Raw genomic sequence first — 16,578 nt, forward strand, 5'->3', positions numbered from 1 at the left:
TCGACGAGCCCGAACGGCCCTGGCGCAGTTCGGGGTGAAAACGCAGGCTCGGAGACCCAGCCGTCTGTCAACAGATCGCGAGGGGCACGAACTTACTCATCCGCTAGTTCCGGAACGATCATCGCGGAGACGGGAACTGTGGCAGCGAGTCGCTCCTCGAGGAGCTCTTGATAGCGGGCTGAGGTGTAGACGGCGTAGGCATGCTCGGCGTCACGGAATCGTAGTACGACCGTGTGGGTGCCACCCGGCGCAGGACCGACTTCGGGCAGGTGAACTGTTCGATCCGTACTGGCAAGAAGTTCGCCGGCATCCGGCCCGAGCAGCACGGGAGTCGCCGCCGCACGGTAGGTGTCCAGGCGCTCAGGGTCCGTCACGTCATAGTTCAAGATCAGCAAGGCGGTCATGAGTACATCATCTCCCCAACGAGAACAAGGATTCGCATCAGTATCACGGTGGCCCCGCGTGGGCATCGAGTGCTCGCCGACGCACGCGAGATGGTCTCGCTCGCAACGCGTATCGGCCTTCGGCCTTGCGCCGAGACGGAGCGATCCGGCAATCCACCACCGAGCCTCCGATCTTCATCAACGGAAACGGCTTCAACCGCCGCGCCGACCAGCGCGGACCCGATGACCGGGCAGTCCGGCCCCGCATCACCGAAATCGGCATGGGTACCGTGCAGTACTACTTCACCCTCAACTCCTGACCGATCGCCGCCGAGACCGGTAGCCGCACCGTCGACTCGAGCAAAGAGCTTCGCGGTGGTGCGGCCTCTCCTAGAATCAAGATCACCTGGTGACCGTCGTTCGGTGACCGGTGACCGGGCGATGTTGCATGCCGTCACGGGTGCGTGATGCAGATTCCTTCTTCGTTTCCGACGTGAGAGGAGTTCGTCATGGCTGGCAACAACAAGCCGTCGAAGGAGCAGAAGCTCGAGCAGAAGCTCCCCAGCGGAGGCACCGTCTGGGTGTACCCCGCCAACGGTGCGGGGGAGATCGTCGATCCGGTGATCGTGGTCGCCGAGCCCGGTCAGGGACCCACCGACCTCGACGCGTTCGCGAGCCGGGTGGACGGCCCGGACTACCCGCTGCGGACGAAACTACGCCAACGCGGCAAGGACGTGATCCTGGTCGGCTACGACGACAAATACGACTGGAACACCGCCGAGCAGGTGATCACACAGGCGGCGATTTACACACAGCACATGCGCGCCAGTAGCAAACCCATAACCGTCGTCGGCGCCGGACGGGCCGCGCTGCTGACCCGCTACGCCCTGGCCCGTCTCGAGAACATGCGGATGGATCATCAGGTGGCTGCCCTCTTCAGCCTCGACAGTACGACACCGACCGCGGCCGAGCAGGACGCGCTCAACGCTGTCGGAACCATGCCCGTGATTCCGCGGTCGGGGAAGATCACCAGCGCGGGGACCCGCGACCTCGAAGGCCTCGGCCCCCGCGATTCTCTGGACAGTTCCCAGTTCGACGACGCCCTGTACGCATCCGGCCCGGCCTCGGAAACCTCGCTGGTCAACGAGGAAGAGGGCGACTGGCTGCTCGAACGGATCCCGTGATTGGCCAGGTGTCCTGACTGCCCGACCTACTGAAACCGAAAGGGCCCCTGCTTCACAGCAGGGGCCCTTTCGCTGGCCGGGATGTGACCCCGCCGGGGCGGGATCGGGTCGTTCCTCGGTTGATGACAACCTCTGTCTGCATGCACGGGTCGTTGCTGCGCCGGCACCAGCGCATACCAACAGATCGGCCTTCTCAACCGGTCGGCGCCCCGATCGTGTCCGCCTGCTGATGAGGTCGTTACCGGCTCTCCCCATCCCGTCCGCCCACGTCATATAGGCCGAGAGTCTGCTCGATGATGTCGGTGCCCAGTTCTTCGGTGAACAGCGGGTTTCGGTCGGCCACCGCGCCGATGACGAGGTCGTCGAAGTCGCTGTTCTCGTAATCGAAGGAATCCGCGCTGACGCCCGGGCCCGCGACCTCGAGTCTGCGGGGTATGACCGGCCAGCAGCCGACCCTGTCGAGCGCGCCGACCTCCGCGGCTGTCGGGGTGGTACTGCAGTAGGACACGAAGGCCCTGACCTCGTGGTCGATGCGGTCGTGTTCGAACCTGCTCAGGGTGTAGCGCAATTGCAGGGCTCCGCGCCCGATGCCGCAGACCGTGAGCGGAGTCGAGCCCAGGCGCTCAGCGATCGCGCGGAACAGGACCTCCTGAACACTGCAATGGGCGCCGCCGTCGAGGGTATCGCTGGTGCCCAGCGATACCAGGATCAAATCGGCGCCGGCGGCGCGCAGCGCTTCCCGGAACGAGTACCTCGGGCCGTCGAGTTGCCGGGCGAAGGCGCCGAGATCGACGGCCGTCATGTCCGAGTCGCCCACCAAGATGAACGGCGCTCTCAGCACGGCGCCGCCCTGGGCGGGAAACACCCCTGCGCAGCCGAGCATGAGAGGCCAGTTACTGGCTGGTGCCACAGTCGTCATCGTCGAACTCCTCACGTGGTCGGGAAGATCCGGAGAAGAACCGAACTTGCAGCAGACCCCCCGCAGCGCGACATCGTCCGCGCCACGCGCGAGGGCGCAGCCCATGCTACCTGCACCGATATGCCTGCAGACGCATCTTGCCATTCGGTCGCGCCCGGTGCCGGATCCCGCCCACCCGACCAGATTCCGTTGGGTTTCAGAAGGTGAACTGGTCGCCGTTGGCGGTGGTCTGCGCAAGTCCCGCGGCGGCGCTCACCGTGGCCGTCGACCCAATGGACATCGACAACAAAGCCCTGGGACTGGCGGCCCAAATCGGCCCCCCGGCCGATGCCCTCGAGGTAGGCGTGCTCCGTCGGCCGAAATCGCCTCCTACGCCGACGGTCTCATCGTGGACTCGGCCCTGATGACGGCGGACGGCTGCTCGACGCCCCAAGTCATCAGCGTGACAACGGCCTGACATCCTGCATTGCCGCTGACCGCGCTGACCAGACCGGCCAGCTCAGGGCCCGGAAGATCAACTGGGACTGCCGATCTGAGCCGCCCGAACGCAGGGTGAGCATCGGCTCGGTGTCAGCTGAGCCGAAGGCACGCTGCTCGGCCAAGGCGGTGGATACCACCAGGTCGAAGCCGATCTTGAAGCCCTCGTGGATAGCGTGGTCAATCGTGCCAATGGGGACGCCCTCGCGAGCCCATTGTGCCGCAGCGTTCTGGAGCTGCCCGGTCTTCTCTGGAATGTTGCTGCCATCCAGCATGCTGACTGCCAGTTCCAAGCACACGCGGGTGATGATCGTGATGTCGCCATGGATCGCGTCACCAGGCAAGGTGCCGCAAGGGGCGACGGTTTCGACGAAATGCCCGACCATCTGCCGCGACAAGGCCAGCACGTCTTTCAACGGCAACGACATGGGCCGGCCGGATACAGTGAGTCCTTGTCTTCGGTCGAAGGTGACAGACATGGTCCAGGACGAGCGTTGCGTAAATGCCGCCACAATCCGGCCTCGGACGCGCGGTCATCGGCACCTCAACCGAAACCTGGTGCCGGGGAGAGACATTCGCCCCGGCAGCCGACCTGTTGCAGCGCGCTCAGGCCCGCCTGTCATTGTCGGGTTCGATCGGCGCGAATGATCACCAGTTCCTCGTCGCATTGCCCCGGTTGGATGCGTCCGGTGTCGGTCAGCCATGCGGCGCGGCGGCGCAGGACCGGACCGAACGGAATGCTCGCCCGAGCGACCGCTGCGGCCTTGAATCCGGCAGCGCACAACAGGGCCAGGGTGGTATCGACACCGCAGAGTGCGGATTGGACCAACAGCAATGTGCCCGTGTCGGAGAGCATGTCGGGCGCGAGCTCGCAGAGCGAGTCGATGACCGAACGCCCGTCGGGACCCGCGTCCCAGGAGCGCGCCGCGCCCCGGGGTGGACCGCTGTTCGGGCACGGGACATAGGGCGGATTGGACACCATCACGTCGAAGGTCCTGCCGCGCAGCGCTTTCCGGAAGTCGCCGTATACCAGTTCGACGTCGACCCGGTGCAGTCGGCAGTTCAGCCATGCCGAGGCCAGCGCGGCCCGCGAAATGTCCACCGCGGTCACCGACCGGGCGTATCGGGCCGCCTCGATGGCCAGCACGCCAGTTCCGGTGCACACGTCGACGACGCGGCTGTGTGGTGGTAGGCGCGCTTCACTGTATGCACGCGCAAGCAAGTGGGTGTCGGCTTGCGGGCGGTAAACGCCGGGCGCGCGAATCAACATCGTGAACAATAACTCAGAATTAGCTGTCCATTCGCGCCGACACACCGGCAGTCACCCTGCGAGACGGGAAAACCGACATCGCGAGAATTCGCGAACGTGGCGCCCGGACATGGATATCGCGGCGGCCGTGAGGGCCGAGACGGTGCGTGAGCTGGGAGCGAACAGGGCACCAACAGCCGGGCGCGGGCTCACGGCTTCGGCGATCATCCCGCGAACAGCAGCCGACATGTCGGTCGTTACGGGCGATCCGAGCGCTGTTACTGGTTACCTTCCTCTCGGTGATCGCTTGGATGGTCTCGCCGGCTGCTTGGTGATTCAGGGCGCGTGCGATGTCGGCTCGAGCGATGATGCCTACCAGTTCGTTGTTCTCGACAACGGGTAGTCGCCGGACCTGGTGATCAGCCATCAGATCCAGCACCGTGGATACGTCGTCGTCGGCTTCAGCCAGCACGGGTGTGCCTTCGGCGAGGTCACCGGCCTTCACGCCGATGGGATCTTTGCGCTGCGCAACCACTAGTGACCTGATCCCACGATTTCGGTCCGGGTGATGTCCGGTTTGGCGAGCGCGACATGGGCGTGGAAAGACGGTTCCGCGCTTCGGGTGCATGGGTGTTGGAACGTCCTCCTGATGCGATTGTCGGGCTTGGAGTCCCATCGCACGCCTGGTTCCTCCGCGACCAACCGCCGGACCAGGATCGGACTGGGTTTGCGTGTTCACGCAGACGGTTGATGGCGGCGGTACGGGGGTATGGCGAAGGATGTCCAGACCCAGATGGTCCGGCAATGTACTACTTCCGGCGGCAGTCGCGGTCCGTACGAGACGCACCGTCAACGGTGACGGTCCTCAACGGCGAGGGTGGCGAGCGAATCGCGACCCGCTGAGGCGGAGAGTCGGTCAACGCTGCCGAAGGGAATGCCATGACGTATCGACACAGCGAAGTCGATACCGTTGCAGGGCAACCGTTGTCACGGAGCGAGTTCGCGGACGCGATACATCGTGCCGCTGACGGGAATCCACACGGTGGTAACCCGTCTGCTCTGAGGCGGCTGACCAGCACAAGCGTGTTCTGGCTCACGACGTCCGCATGCTCGGCCGATCAGGAGCTAGAAGGTTTGATGGGCAGATTCGGTCGTCACATCGTCATGACGGTGGACTGAGCTGCGGTCGAATCGGACATCACGCTTGAAATACAAAGCAGCGCTTTACTCAAGGAGACGATGCAGCTATGTCATCTGAAGAGCCCCAATCGGAACACGGAGCCAAAGGCACGCGAGACACAGGGTCGGATACGCCGGGCGGCGGATCGGCAGATCGCCCGGCCGGCACAATCGACGAAGAAGAAGTCACCTCAACACGCGACCACAACCCGACGGAAGAAAACGTCGGCTCGACCGGGACCCTTCCTCCAGAAGATGCGGAACCGGCCGTCCCGCCCTACGAAGGTCGCCGCACGAGTACCGAAGGAGATTGACAGCGGTGCGGGCCAGGCCGCGTTTTGAAGTGGTTTGTGTTGAAGGGCGCCGTGGCGCGGCACCCCGAGATGTGAGTCGGAAAGCGTTGTCCGCGTTGCCGAATGAGCGAGGTCTCCGGTAGTTGGTTCAGCGACGAAACAGAACCGACTACCGGAGACGTCGTGGCCAGCGGTAGTGGCAGCGGGGCGCGCGGACCTGACCCGTGCCCAGTTGGGCACGGTTGGTGCCGCTGCTGCCTCGCGGCAAACAAGCGGGACGTGGGTGAGAGCGGGCACACACCCGCCCCCACCCACATTCAAAACGCGGCCTCGCCTACCCCAGCTGCCGAGACCCCTATTGCGTGTGTCAACAACCCCTGTTCCCGATCGAACCCGATCAATCAGCTGAGATTGCTTGCCGTCCGATTCCATGCCGAGTTCGTTCATCCCTCGGATTTTGTCCGCCAATCACGCACAGCATCGCGAACCCGATCGAACAACGCCAATGGCGGCCCGAACACCACATTGGCTGTCGCCGATTCCCCCGCATGCGGATGCGGACGAGTAGGCGCAACAGCTTCGGCGAACCGCACCGCAGTCGCCAGACGCGCGCTGTCCTGCCCGGAAAGGCTCCTGCGCAACTGCGCGAACTCCTCCTTCTCCTCCATCTCGGCGTGCTCGATCACCGACCCGGCGAACTCACGGAACTTCCCCGCGAACTGGTCATGGGTGACACCGAGCTCATAGAGCTCGGCCAGCACATGCTTGGCCTCATCCTCCTCCTGGAGCCGATCATCGACGACCTCCCCAGCGACCTCGGCACGACGCGACGCCGGATGCACGACCTGCTCCTCAGCGCTCTCGTGCACGGCCAGCAACCGCACCAGATCCTCGAAAGGCCGCCGTTTGGCCTCCCCCGAAGCCGCCTCCACCTCCCGCAACAGAGTCTTGACCTGCGTATGCTGCTCCTCCAGCAACGCGATGACATCATCCTGCTCAATCGACATACCGCTCTCCTCCGATTTCGCGGCTCGGGCCTGCCCGCCCTTGCGGCCGGCCTCGTGGGGGTCGGCGGCATTGGCATCACCGAAGCTGCCGCTGCTGGCTTTGCCACCCTTGCTTGCTTGCTGCTCGGTATCGGCGCGGTTACCGAACTGGCCGGGATTATTGGGATCTGGCATGGCGAATCCTCCTTCGAGATCAGAGCTTCCATATCGCGGGCGCTCCTCTCGCCGCCCACATCCCTTGCCTACCCGAGTCGCCTTGACGCAATCGGTTCCCGAGCACGCCACCGACACCAGATCTGTGGCAGCTCCGCATAATGTCTGCCAACTCGGCCAGAATCGGCCCGGAGAACCGCGAGTTCGCAAACCTGGCCGGCATATCCACTCGTCCATCCCGCATGTGCAGGTCTTCACCGCATGGTCGTGTGATCGTGGAAAGACCGGGTATGGCACGAACGGAACGAAGATCACCGCCGAGAGGAGTTCCCTATGCACGTCGTCGTGGTCGGCGCAACCGGCAATGTCGGGTCGGCGGACCGCCGAAACATGGCGGTCCAATATCACCGGAATGTCCCGAGTTTGCGGCTGACCATGTGGCACAGCGCCGTCGGAAGTCCATACCAGACAACGGATTCCGTCTAATTTCCATCCGCAGCGGTACCGGGTGTCGTCGGCGGCGGGAGCGACACCGCGGTGGCGAGCAACGGGAACGCGCACCACGAGCAGTAGCCACCGACATAACAACCCGAACGGCCACACGTAGCGCGGGCAGCTAGCGCCTGCTGGTTCCGCTCACGCCAGCACGGACACCGCGACGATGACGAACACGATCACCAGCAAAGCCACGACGGCGATGACGGCGATCCCGGTGGGCGGGAAGTGGTTCCGGGTGCGTGGCTCGGGCGCGGACAACCCGGATGTTTGCGGTGTCTCCGGCGGTGTCGACCCGGGTGCTACGCCACCACCGGGCTCGAGGTCAGGGATGCGGGCGGGGTCAGGGTCCATCGACATGACGACACCTCCGATTTCGGGCGTGATCCACGCGCGAACAGCATTCGCGGCAGGGGTAGGTAAAAGCAGTACGTTCCGGGTATGCCCTGATCATGAACGGCAAAACGGAGCTCCTTCACCCCGGTCGGAAGACCCCGGTCAGCGGCATCTACGAATGCGACTGCGGTCGGGGACACCGGTTCAGCACCGATGTCGAGGGCCACCGCCTGCCGCCGTTGCCACCCGATTGCCGAAGCCGGGGCTTGCGTCTGGCGCAAGCAACCCACCACGTCCCTCACCACAGCTGATCACAGCACGCACCGCCGGCATCGGCAGGTGGCGCTACAGCCACAGCTCGGTGTCCGGAACCATCGGTCGGCGCGACCCGACAAGCGCTGCGCGAAGCGTTCGGCCCACACAGCGACTCCGATTCCTCGGGGCGATCGGATGCACGCCGCTCCGGCGGTTCGGTCCAACGAACACCGGCCTCCCGCTTCGCGCCGCCGGGTCGTGCCTGCAGCGCCAGCAACCGCACTCCCCAGCAGACATAGGCCTCCACACTCATCCCCGCACACTCGGCCGCATCGTCGAGCGCGAGCCAGTCGTCCTCGCCCACCCTCACCACGATGTCCCTGCTCGCCATTCGGCCAACGCTAGACCCGTCGACGATCCGGTCACCAGCACGGACGGTCCCGCACGGCGTGTCCAGGCCGGGGTCCGGCCCGAGCACGACGATGATGTCGGTCATGACCGATTCCGACAGCGTGACGCGGTCAGCCTCCACCTGGCCGCCCACACCGCCCGCGCACGAGACCGGCGCCCGTCATCAGCACGCGGCCTGGCAGCTCGCCGGCCACGAAGTCGACCTCTACTCCGAACGCGAACTCCAACAGGTCCTGTTCGAGGAACTCGCCCTGCCCGCCACCCCGGACCACACCACCGACACCCCGTCCCTGGCAGCACTACGGCGACGACACCCGCACCCATTCCTCGACCACCTGCTGGCCTACCGCGCCGAACGCGCCGCGGCCGGAGACCTCGGCTGAGCAGACCGCCACCGACTCCCTGCCCGCAGACCGGTCGCTGGCCCCTGCTCACTGCTCTCGGCGGTGCGAGCTGCGGCGTGTCCGTCTGTCGTGGACCGGGCGACCGGCTCCGATCGCTGTTCCAGCGGCTGCTGTCGTCCGGCGCTGCCGACAACACGCGCACACCGTCACAGATCGCCCGCCAACGACGCACGAGCGAAGCCTTCCTGGATTCGGTCCCCATAACCAACCATCGCGATCGGATGGACAAGGGTCTCGCCCCAGCGTCGCGGGAGTGCACGTGGGGCGCGACCCTCGTATCGGCTCGGACACTCGGGTCGCGTGCTGCGCCGACACCTCAGCACACACCAACGGGGCAGCTGGCATAACCGGTCGGTGCCCGATCGTGGCCGACCGATGGCGAACTCGTTACCGACTCCGCCCACCCACCATGCCCGGCACAGTGACACATGCCCTCGATGGCTTGCGTGCCAACGCTTCTGAGGCTGAGACGCACATCGGGTTCACGCGATCTTCGACGCCCACGTCGACGACACAGAGCCGGCCTGTTCACGCACCGGTCGACACCGCGACCGACCGCCGGTCACGGTTGCCGCAGGAGGTCGCCTCGGGAATCGCCCACCGCGGTCGAGACATCCTTTGGTCGACACAAACGAAGCCCGATGTCCTCAGCGGCCGTGCCGCCAACCATGCGGATCCGATTCGCTCGACCTGCAACCTGCACCTGCACCTTCCTGGACCGATCCAGTGCGACGTCTGCCAGGGCTGCCGCTCGAGACGTGACGCCTTCGAGACCGCAGGCCTCCAGGTCGGATTGCCGAGTGTTAGCGCGGAGTGTAATCGGGTAAGCGGTCGGCAGGAGGTGGCGAAAAGATGGTTATTGCACTGCTTGTGCTCCTGCTCGCATTGCTTCTGTTCGCAGCAGGTTTCGCGATGAAAGCCTTGTGGTGGGTTGCGGTCGCCGTCCTGGTGCTCTGGATCTTCGGGTTCGTCTTCCCCAGCGCCGATGACGTCGAGGCCCGCAGACACTGGTACCGATGGTGAGGCCGAAGGCCGACAGAATTCGACTGCCACAGCCGACTGACCATTCGGGAGGGCCGACTACTGCTCGGAGGTGACCGGGTCTTCGAAACTCGTACGCTCCTTCGGCCACACCGGTGGCCGAAGGAGCCGGTTCGAAGGAGGGTGCATGGAGCAGGTTCCGCACTATCCGCCGTTGTCGAGCTGTTGAGGACCTCCCCTATCGCACTCTTGCGCGACGACACGCACTACTTCGCTGGCGGACGCGCAGCCTGGCACAGCCGATCAGACGAGACTCCCCCTTTCGGGCCAGGCGTGGTGGCGAATTCTGGGGTGCGCGAGGACACTGAAGACGTAGCGCCGAATTCGTCTCCAGGAGCAATGTGATGGCAGCCGACAGGCCTTTCGGGATCGATCCGGAAGAATTCGAGCGCGCGTTACGGGAGGTGGGGATCGAATTCCGCGACCTGCTCGGAAAGGCCAGCGAGTACATAGATCGCACAAGTGTGAGTGCGTTGGCGTCGCTGCTCGGTCAGTTCGGTCAGCCGGAGCGTCCGCGGCCGCCGAAGCCGGAGGGCGAGACCACCGGCGAGACCGGCAGCGGGGTGTGGGTCATCTACAGCATCGACGACGCCGGCGAGGCCAGGGTCGAGCAGGTTTTTCCGAGTGAGCTCGAGGCCTTGCGTGCGCATCGCGACAACACCGATGAACGCCGTCGCGTGCGGTTCCTGCCCTACGGCGTCCCCGCAACTGCGCTGGGCACGCCCTGATACAGGCTGCGGCCGCTCGCCTCTCAGGCTGATCAGATCTCGCCATCGGGCGGGCACTGCCGAGTGGAGTGCAGTCAGCTGACAGCACGCGAGTTCGCAGTCGAGTGTTTTCGCGGCTCCCCGCTAGAACTGAGAGGGCCGACGATCCTGTAGTCGGTATTGCGCTTCGAGCGTCCTTCAGCAGTATTTCGGCCGGCTCGGACGATGACATCGGGTCGACGGCCAGCGGATAGCGCGCATGGACGGGGTTCGCGTGCCGGAGACCGGCATAATTCACAGATCGCCGCGTGTCAGCGGGCAGCCTGTTCGCTCCAGTGCGCCCGTCCTGCACTAGTCCGGTCGGTAACGGTGCGGCATTACCACCCAACGACTAGCGCTGATCCGGACCGCCTGCCCAGGCCGGTGGGAGGATCTCGGTTGAAACGTCGGCGATTTCGCGGAGGCGGGCCGGGGTGACGCCCATGCGGCTCAGTTGGATGAGCCCCTGGGTGGTCATGATGACATTGGCGCTCAGGGCCGAGAGGAGTTCTTCGTCGGCCGGGCCGATGGCGGTCATGGCGCGGCGGAGGCGTTCGGCGACAGCGTTTTCCATGGTGGCGGTGGTGCGAGCGCCGATGGTCGCGACCTCCGGGATGCGGGTACCGAGGTGGGCGATGCTGTTGATCATGAGGCAGCCGCGGCGGTCGGGGTGGGCGGCGCAGTCGTCGATGACGGCATGGCAGAGGGCGCGGACGGCGGCGCGCGCCGAGCCGGGGGTGGATTCGATTGCCGCGCGGACGAATCGGGCGCGCTGATCGCAGTAGCGTTCGAAGGCGGCCAGGAACAGGCCGCGTTTGTTGCCGTAGGCGCCGTAGATGCTGCCGTTGCCGATGCCGGTGGCGCGGGAGACGTCCTCGACCGAGGTGGTGTCGAAGCCTTGCGGCCAGAAGAGTTCGATCGCGGTATCGAGCAGCACCTGCTCGTCGAACTGTCGCGGTCTACCCATGGAACTCACCGTATCAATCTGCGATCTCGAGCACTCCACTTGTTTTGGAGGCGCACCTCCAGAATACTGGTTGACATGTCCTCAATATCTTCCGATACCGCCCGTCGCCGAGTGGGGATCCTCGTGTTCGATGGTGTGAAGATGCTCGACTTCGTCGGTCCCGCCGAGGTTTTCATGGAAGCCAATCAATCGGTGAACGGGTACGAGGTGGTGTTGGTCTCGGCCGACGGGCGGGATGTGCAGACCTCGATCGGTGCGCGGGTGGCGGTCAGCGGTGCGGCGGCCGAGGCCGGCAGATTTGACACCGTGGTGATTCCGGGGAGTGAACTGCCGGCCTCGGTGTTCGTGAGACCCGAGGTGCTGGCGGCGGCCCGGCATTTGTCCGCGCACACCCGTCGGCTGGTGTCGATCTGCAGTGGGACGGCGGTGCTGGCAGAACTCGGGCTGCTCGACGGGCGGCGGGTGACCACGCATTGGAAGTACGCACCGGAGCTGGCCCGGAAGTTCCCGGCCGTGAAAGTGGAGCCGGACGCGATCTTCGTACGGGACGGCAATCTCTACAGTTCGGCCGGAGTGGCGGCGGGCGTGGATCTGGCCCTCGCCCTGCTCGAGGAGGATCACGGTGCGGACGTGGCGCGGCGGGCGGCGCAGCTGCTGGTGGTGTACATGCAGCGGGCGGGTGGGCAGTCGCAGTTCTCGGCTTCCCTGACCGGCCCGGTGCCGCGCAGTCCGCTGGTGCGCACGGTCGTCGATCTGATCTGCGCGGATCCAGCCTTCCCGCATACGGTGCAGACCCTCGCGGCGCACGCCCGGGTGAGCGTGCGGCACCTGACCAGGCTGTTCCGGTCCGAGCTGGAACGATCACCGGCAGAGTACGTGGCGTTCATCCGCTTCGGCGTCGCCCGGGACATGCTGCACTCCGGGTGCTCGGTGACCGAGGCGGCCATGGCGGCGGGATTCGGCAGCAGTGAGGCGCTGCGCCGGGCTTTCGTTGCCCGCCTGGGCATTTCGCCGCTCAAGTATCAGCAGCGTTTCCGCACCACGGGCTCGGCGAAGTGGCCGGCGCTGCCGGAGCCGGCCATCGCCGCCGTGTCCTGAATCGGGGTTTTCACGGCCCGCGGTGAGGGGCGGCGCGCAGAGGTTCCAGATGAAAATATCCCGTCACCGCCGCGGTGGCGACCGAAATCTCCAGTAGAAAGGCACACAACCATGTCTGGAAATCCGCACGGCATTTCGCTCGAACCGGCCGCGCAAGAGTTCGTCGACGCCACGTCGCAGCCGCCGTTCCTGTACCAGTTGCCGCCGGAGGAGGGCCGTAAAGCCGTTGACTCGGTGCAGGATTCGCCGATCTTCAAGCCGGAGATCGACGAGGAGTGGATCACCGTCGAGGGTGGCCCGACCGGGTCGGTGCGGGCGCGCATCGTGAAGCCGCAGGGCGCGGCCGAGCCGCTGCCGGTGATCGTCTACACGCACGGCGCGGGCTGGGTGTTCGGGGACGCGCACACTCACGACCGGCTCGTTCGTGACCTCGCCGTCGGAGTGCACGCGGCCGTCGTGTTCCCCGAATACGATCGCTCGCCGGACGTGCGGTACCCCGTCGCCAATGAGCAGTCGTATCGAATCGCGCAGTGGGTCACCACCGATGGGGCGAGCAAGGGCCTGGACGCTTCCCGGCTGGCGGTCGCGGGCGATTCGGTCGGCGGCAATATGGCGATCGCGCTGACGCTCATGGCCAAGGAGCGCGGCGATGTCTCCTTCGCCCAGCAGGTGCTGTTCTACCCGGTCACCGACGCCAACTTCGACACCGGATCCTACGAGCGATTCGCCGAGGGCTACTTCCTCACCCGCGAGGGCATGCGGTGGTTCTGGGACCAGTACACCACCAGCGCCGAAGACCGCGCGCGCATTACCGTTTCGCCGTTGCGCGCCACCACCGAACAGCTCGCCGGATTGCCGCCCGCGCTGGTCATCACCGCCGAAGCCGATGTGCTGCGGGACGAGGGCGAGGCGTTCGCCGGGAAGCTGCGTGAGGCGGGCGTGCCGGTTACCCAGGTGCGCTACGGCGGGATCATTCACGACTTCGTGATGGTGAACGCGCTGCACGACACGCATGCCGCGAAAGCCGCCGTGGCGCAGGCGGTCGCGACATTGCGCGCGGCGCTGCATCCCTGACCGCACCACCGGGCGTGCCGATCCGCGCCCGGCACAGCCGTCCTATCCGATCTCAACCCAGGAGCCATCCCCATGACCACCACCCCCACAGTCGTCCTGGTCCACGGCGCTTTCGCCGATTCCTCCAGCTGGAACGGCGTCATCGAAATCCTTGCCGCCGAGGGCGTTTCCGTGCTCGCCGCGGCCAACCCGCTGCGCGGCCTCACCTCCGATGCCGCCTATGTCGCCTCGGTCGTCGACAGCATCGACGGACCGGTGGTGCTGGCCGGGCATTCCTACGGCGGCAGCGTCATCAGCGTTGCGGCGCAAGGCAAGCCCCAGGTCACCGGGCTCGTCTATCTGGCGGCCTTCATTCCGGAGACCGGTGAGAGCGCGCTGGCGCTGACCGACAAGTTCCCGGGCTCGACCCTCGGCCCGACCACCCGCCCGGCGTCCTACCCGCTGGCCGATGGCGCCGACGGCACCGAGTTGTACATCCGGCAGGACGAATTCCCCCAGCAGTTCGCCGCCGACGTGCCCGCCGCCACCGCCGCGGCCATGGCCGTGACCCAACGGCCGGTCGCGCTGGCCGCGCTCCAGGAACCGGCCGCGGCGGCCGCGTGGACGAGCATTCCGGCATTCGCGCTGCTCACCACCGACGACAAGAACATCCCGCTGCAAGCCCAGCGGTTCATGGCCGAGCGCGCGCAGGCCGAATCGATCGAGATCGCCGCCTCGCACGCGGTCACCGTGTCCCAGCCCGGCGCGGTCGCCGAGCTGATTCTGCGCGCGGTGCGGCAGTCGAACTGACCCATCCGGTGCGGCTGGCCGGCTGAGGTGTGGTCATCCACGCCGAGGCAGTCCTCATCCTGGACCGCGTGAACCCGTTCGACCTGTCCACGCCAAGGTGTTCAGCCGAACCCGGTTGCCGGACGTTCGTGCCGGTATCGGGTTCGGCTGTGCGCGGAACACCCCGCCGATCGATACGGGACTGTTCACGCTAGCGGGTGCCGTCGGTGTGGAAGGACTGGATGCGCCGGACGCCCTGGTGATTCCGGGGACCCGATCCGCTCAGCCCGCTGGCGCCGAGGGCTGCCGGTAGCCCGGCAGCTGAAGACCTCATGACCAAGAGAGCCGCGAGGAACAAAACGGCTCCGATGGCACAGGATGATCCCGATCGTCGCCAGGATGGCGATCTTCGCGACGAATCCGCAGATGAGCCGGATGGTCCCAGAAGATCATGGTGATTGCATCGCTTCAGGTCGTGAGCAGGCGGTTGAAGAACGATCGGTAGCGACGCAGGGCCATACGCAGATCCTCGGTGTCTGCCTGCTCACCGCGATTCCATTGCCCTTCGAGCTCTTGTTTGTGTTCGGCGAACGTCGTGGCCAGCGTCTGCATGACGTCTGCGACCAGAGTGTCGGCCGCGTGCACAGCGTCACGGGGGTCGTCGACGAACTTGTTCTGGATCTCCTGCCAACGCACGCGGAAGCCTTCCTCGTCCTCCGTCGTGAGCAGCTGCGGAGCTTCCTCCTCGGTCGGCGCGGCTGTCTCCTCTGCCTGGGGTTCGGGTTCAGCGGAGCCACTCGTCGGGGTGCTCTCGCCCGGGAAGGCGGGGGCCTCGGACTGCGGTTCGGACGCTTCGTCTGTCGTCCGGCCGCGGGGCTGGGCAAGGTCTTCGGTGGACAGGCCGCCCTCGGGCGGGTCGGGTTCGCGTTGCATATCTCCTCCGGTCTCTGATTGCCTTGGCATTTCGGTTCGGGATCTGGGCCGTTCAAGCCCGGGCGTGACGGGCTTGGCCGCCGTCCGAGAGCAGCTCGTCGAACAGAGCTCGGTAGTGCACCATGGCACCCCGCAGCTGCTCGGTGGTCGCCTTGTGTCGGATGCTGAGCGCCTCGATGTCATGGGCGGCCCGATAGTGCTCGAGCGTGCGGCCGTGCTCGACCGAGAGGTCCTCGAGCTGCTGCTCGAAGCCCTCGGTCGGGTAGCCGCATTCGTGCATCAGGGACGTCACCAGGCGGTCCGCGTCATGCACGGCGTCCTCGGGCCGGTCCACGAATTCCCCTTGCACGTTCGTCCAGTCCCGGCTGTACCGATCACGGACGCTGCTCTGCAGCGGCCGGATATCCAGCGAGTCATGGCGTTTCTCGCGGGACCTGAGCTCGCGCTCGCCGGCCATTCGGCTGTCGGCGCGTTCGACCGTTCGTTCGTACTCCGGGCCGAAGCGTTCACGAAGGTGACGACGGCGGACGAGCAGCAAAGCTGCTGCCACCGCGATCAGGATCACCACCACGAGGGGGATGACGATCGCGAGAACGGTACCTGATGACATCGTGCCCAACCCCTTCACATTTGCCGGAATCTGCCCTATGGCTTTTGCCCATGCGCTGCAGATGAAACCTCATGGTGGGTTGACTTTTGCGCTCACCACATACCCGCTATTCGGGTAGTTCTACTGGATCTACAACGCTGGCCTGACGTTGACCGCGGCCATGATGGCCCTACACGGCACCCTCGCCATTCTGGGCCGACCCAGCGCGCGGCAATCGCACTTCTCGCCGGCCTGTGCCACATCCTGCTGACCGCGGGCCAGGTGCTTTTCTTCATCACCCTCGGTAAACGCGTTGCGACCGAACCTGGCTTGGAACCGGCCACGACAGCGCCCGTGAAAAGGCATGTGGCTGAGCCAGTGCCGTAGCCAGCGCCGGGTGATCCGGCCGGTGAAGGGTGAACACCTCGTTCACTCGGGCTATCGAGGCGGATTCTGCCCGCATGGTGCACGGTTCGGATCGGCGCCAGCCACAGGCGAGACAACCGAGCCCCCCACCTGGACAGGCGGATTCTGGGGGTCGTCGCAACACCGCTGCTAGTTGGTGGTGGACAAGAGCATAGCGAGACGCTCGGCTGGGTTGTCCCAGTCGAGCGTTT

Annotated in this window: 18 protein-coding genes and 1 pseudogene; 8 read left to right on the plus strand and 11 right to left on the minus strand. The window is 65.8% G+C overall.

Annotated elements, in window-relative coordinates; all coding sequences use genetic code 11:
* Positions 1 to 92: 92 nt before the first annotated feature.
* Complete coding sequence (locus AB0L60_RS33235; RefSeq protein ID WP_364622241.1) at positions 93 to 404, minus strand: DUF1330 domain-containing protein; 312 nt, start codon at positions 402 to 404, stop codon at positions 93 to 95.
* Between the two features lie 125 nt (positions 405 to 529).
* Between AB0L60_RS33235 and AB0L60_RS33240 the strand changes: the two genes are divergently transcribed.
* Together AB0L60_RS33240 and AB0L60_RS33245 are read left to right on the plus strand one after the other, a co-directional pair.
* Positions 530 to 703: a hypothetical protein gene (locus tag AB0L60_RS33240; protein WP_364622244.1), complete on the plus strand. Its 174-nt coding sequence runs from the start codon at positions 530 to 532 to the stop codon at positions 701 to 703.
* 189 nt (positions 704 to 892) lie between these two features.
* Positions 893 to 1,567 carry a hypothetical protein gene (locus AB0L60_RS33245; protein WP_364622247.1) on the plus strand — a complete coding sequence of 225 codons (675 nt, stop codon included), beginning with the start codon at positions 893 to 895 and terminating at the stop codon, positions 1,565 to 1,567.
* Positions 1,568 to 1,805: 238 nt separating this feature from the next.
* On the opposite strand, the gene AB0L60_RS33250 is transcribed toward AB0L60_RS33245, so the two are convergent.
* From AB0L60_RS33250 to AB0L60_RS33280, 7 genes and pseudogenes are all read right to left on the minus strand, one after another.
* Positions 1,806 to 2,486 (minus strand): hypothetical protein, encoded by a 681-nt coding sequence (locus AB0L60_RS33250; RefSeq protein ID WP_364622249.1) that lies wholly within the window; start codon positions 2,484 to 2,486, stop codon positions 1,806 to 1,808.
* A 602-nt stretch (positions 2,487 to 3,088) separates the two neighbouring features.
* Positions 3,089 to 3,391, minus strand: a pseudogene (locus AB0L60_RS33255) (PucR family transcriptional regulator); the annotation flags it as partial.
* Positions 3,392 to 3,582: 191 nt separating this feature from the next.
* On the minus strand, positions 3,583 to 4,233 hold the full coding sequence (locus AB0L60_RS33260) for a HemK2/MTQ2 family protein methyltransferase (protein WP_364622252.1): 651 nt from the start codon (positions 4,231 to 4,233) through the stop codon (positions 3,583 to 3,585).
* 19 nt (positions 4,234 to 4,252) lie between these two features.
* Positions 4,253 to 4,747, minus strand: a complete 495-nt coding sequence (locus tag AB0L60_RS33265; protein WP_364622255.1) for a CBS domain-containing protein — start codon at positions 4,745 to 4,747, stop codon at positions 4,253 to 4,255.
* A 1,380-nt stretch (positions 4,748 to 6,127) separates the two neighbouring features.
* Positions 6,128 to 6,982 (minus strand): hemerythrin domain-containing protein, encoded by an 855-nt coding sequence (locus AB0L60_RS33270; protein WP_364622258.1) that lies wholly within the window; start codon positions 6,980 to 6,982, stop codon positions 6,128 to 6,130.
* Positions 6,983 to 7,480: 498 nt separating this feature from the next.
* Entirely contained in the window at positions 7,481 to 7,699 is a 219-nt protein-coding gene (locus AB0L60_RS33275; protein ID WP_364622262.1) for a DUF6480 family protein, read from the minus strand.
* Between the two features lie 274 nt (positions 7,700 to 7,973).
* Positions 7,974 to 8,426 (minus strand): hypothetical protein, encoded by a 453-nt coding sequence (locus AB0L60_RS33280; RefSeq protein WP_364622264.1) that lies wholly within the window; start codon positions 8,424 to 8,426, stop codon positions 7,974 to 7,976.
* Here AB0L60_RS33280 and AB0L60_RS33285 point away from each other — a divergent pair.
* The 3 genes from AB0L60_RS33285 to AB0L60_RS33295 all read left to right on the plus strand — a co-directional run bounded on the left by AB0L60_RS33285 (position 8,425) and on the right by AB0L60_RS33295 (position 10,514).
* Positions 8,425 to 8,724 (plus strand): hypothetical protein, encoded by a 300-nt coding sequence (locus AB0L60_RS33285; protein WP_364622267.1) that lies wholly within the window; start codon positions 8,425 to 8,427, stop codon positions 8,722 to 8,724. The two genes, AB0L60_RS33280 and AB0L60_RS33285, sit on opposite strands and share 2 nt — an antisense overlap.
* An 873-nt stretch (positions 8,725 to 9,597) precedes the next feature.
* Entirely contained in the window at positions 9,598 to 9,768 is a 171-nt protein-coding gene (locus AB0L60_RS33290) for a hypothetical protein (protein ID WP_364622270.1), read from the plus strand.
* A 362-nt stretch (positions 9,769 to 10,130) separates the two neighbouring features.
* On the plus strand, positions 10,131 to 10,514 hold the full coding sequence (locus tag AB0L60_RS33295; protein WP_364622273.1) for a hypothetical protein: 384 nt from the start codon (positions 10,131 to 10,133) through the stop codon (positions 10,512 to 10,514).
* 370 nt (positions 10,515 to 10,884) lie between these two features.
* Here the strand turns inward: AB0L60_RS33295 and AB0L60_RS33300 are convergent, their stop codons facing one another.
* Positions 10,885 to 11,499, minus strand: a complete 615-nt coding sequence (locus tag AB0L60_RS33300) for a TetR/AcrR family transcriptional regulator (RefSeq protein WP_364622276.1) — start codon at positions 11,497 to 11,499, stop codon at positions 10,885 to 10,887.
* A 75-nt stretch (positions 11,500 to 11,574) separates the two neighbouring features.
* Here AB0L60_RS33300 and AB0L60_RS33305 point away from each other — a divergent pair, with 75 nt between their 5' ends.
* The 3 genes from AB0L60_RS33305 to AB0L60_RS33315 all read left to right on the plus strand — a co-directional run bounded on the left by AB0L60_RS33305 (position 11,575) and on the right by AB0L60_RS33315 (position 14,460).
* Positions 11,575 to 12,597: a GlxA family transcriptional regulator gene (locus AB0L60_RS33305; protein ID WP_364622280.1), complete on the plus strand. Its 1,023-nt coding sequence runs from the start codon at positions 11,575 to 11,577 to the stop codon at positions 12,595 to 12,597.
* 111 nt (positions 12,598 to 12,708) lie between these two features.
* A complete protein-coding gene (locus AB0L60_RS33310) occupies positions 12,709 to 13,671 on the plus strand; it encodes an alpha/beta hydrolase (protein ID WP_364622283.1) in 963 nt (320 codons plus the stop codon).
* Positions 13,672 to 13,743: 72 nt separating this feature from the next.
* Positions 13,744 to 14,460 carry an alpha/beta hydrolase gene (locus tag AB0L60_RS33315; protein WP_364622286.1) on the plus strand — a complete coding sequence of 239 codons (717 nt, stop codon included), beginning with the start codon at positions 13,744 to 13,746 and terminating at the stop codon, positions 14,458 to 14,460.
* A 447-nt stretch (positions 14,461 to 14,907) separates the two neighbouring features.
* On the opposite strand, the gene AB0L60_RS33320 is transcribed toward AB0L60_RS33315, so the two are convergent.
* On the minus strand, positions 14,908 to 15,372 hold the full coding sequence (locus AB0L60_RS33320) for a hypothetical protein (RefSeq protein WP_364622289.1): 465 nt from the start codon (positions 15,370 to 15,372) through the stop codon (positions 14,908 to 14,910).
* A gap of 52 nt (positions 15,373 to 15,424) precedes the next feature.
* On the minus strand, positions 15,425 to 15,943 hold the full coding sequence (locus AB0L60_RS33325) for a hypothetical protein (RefSeq protein ID WP_364622292.1): 519 nt from the start codon (positions 15,941 to 15,943) through the stop codon (positions 15,425 to 15,427).
* Positions 15,944 to 16,578: the final 635 nt, after the last annotated feature.

The sequence above is a fragment of the Nocardia sp. NPDC051981 genome, assembly GCF_040680715.1.
GTDB lineage: Bacteria > Actinomycetota > Actinomycetes > Mycobacteriales > Mycobacteriaceae > Nocardia.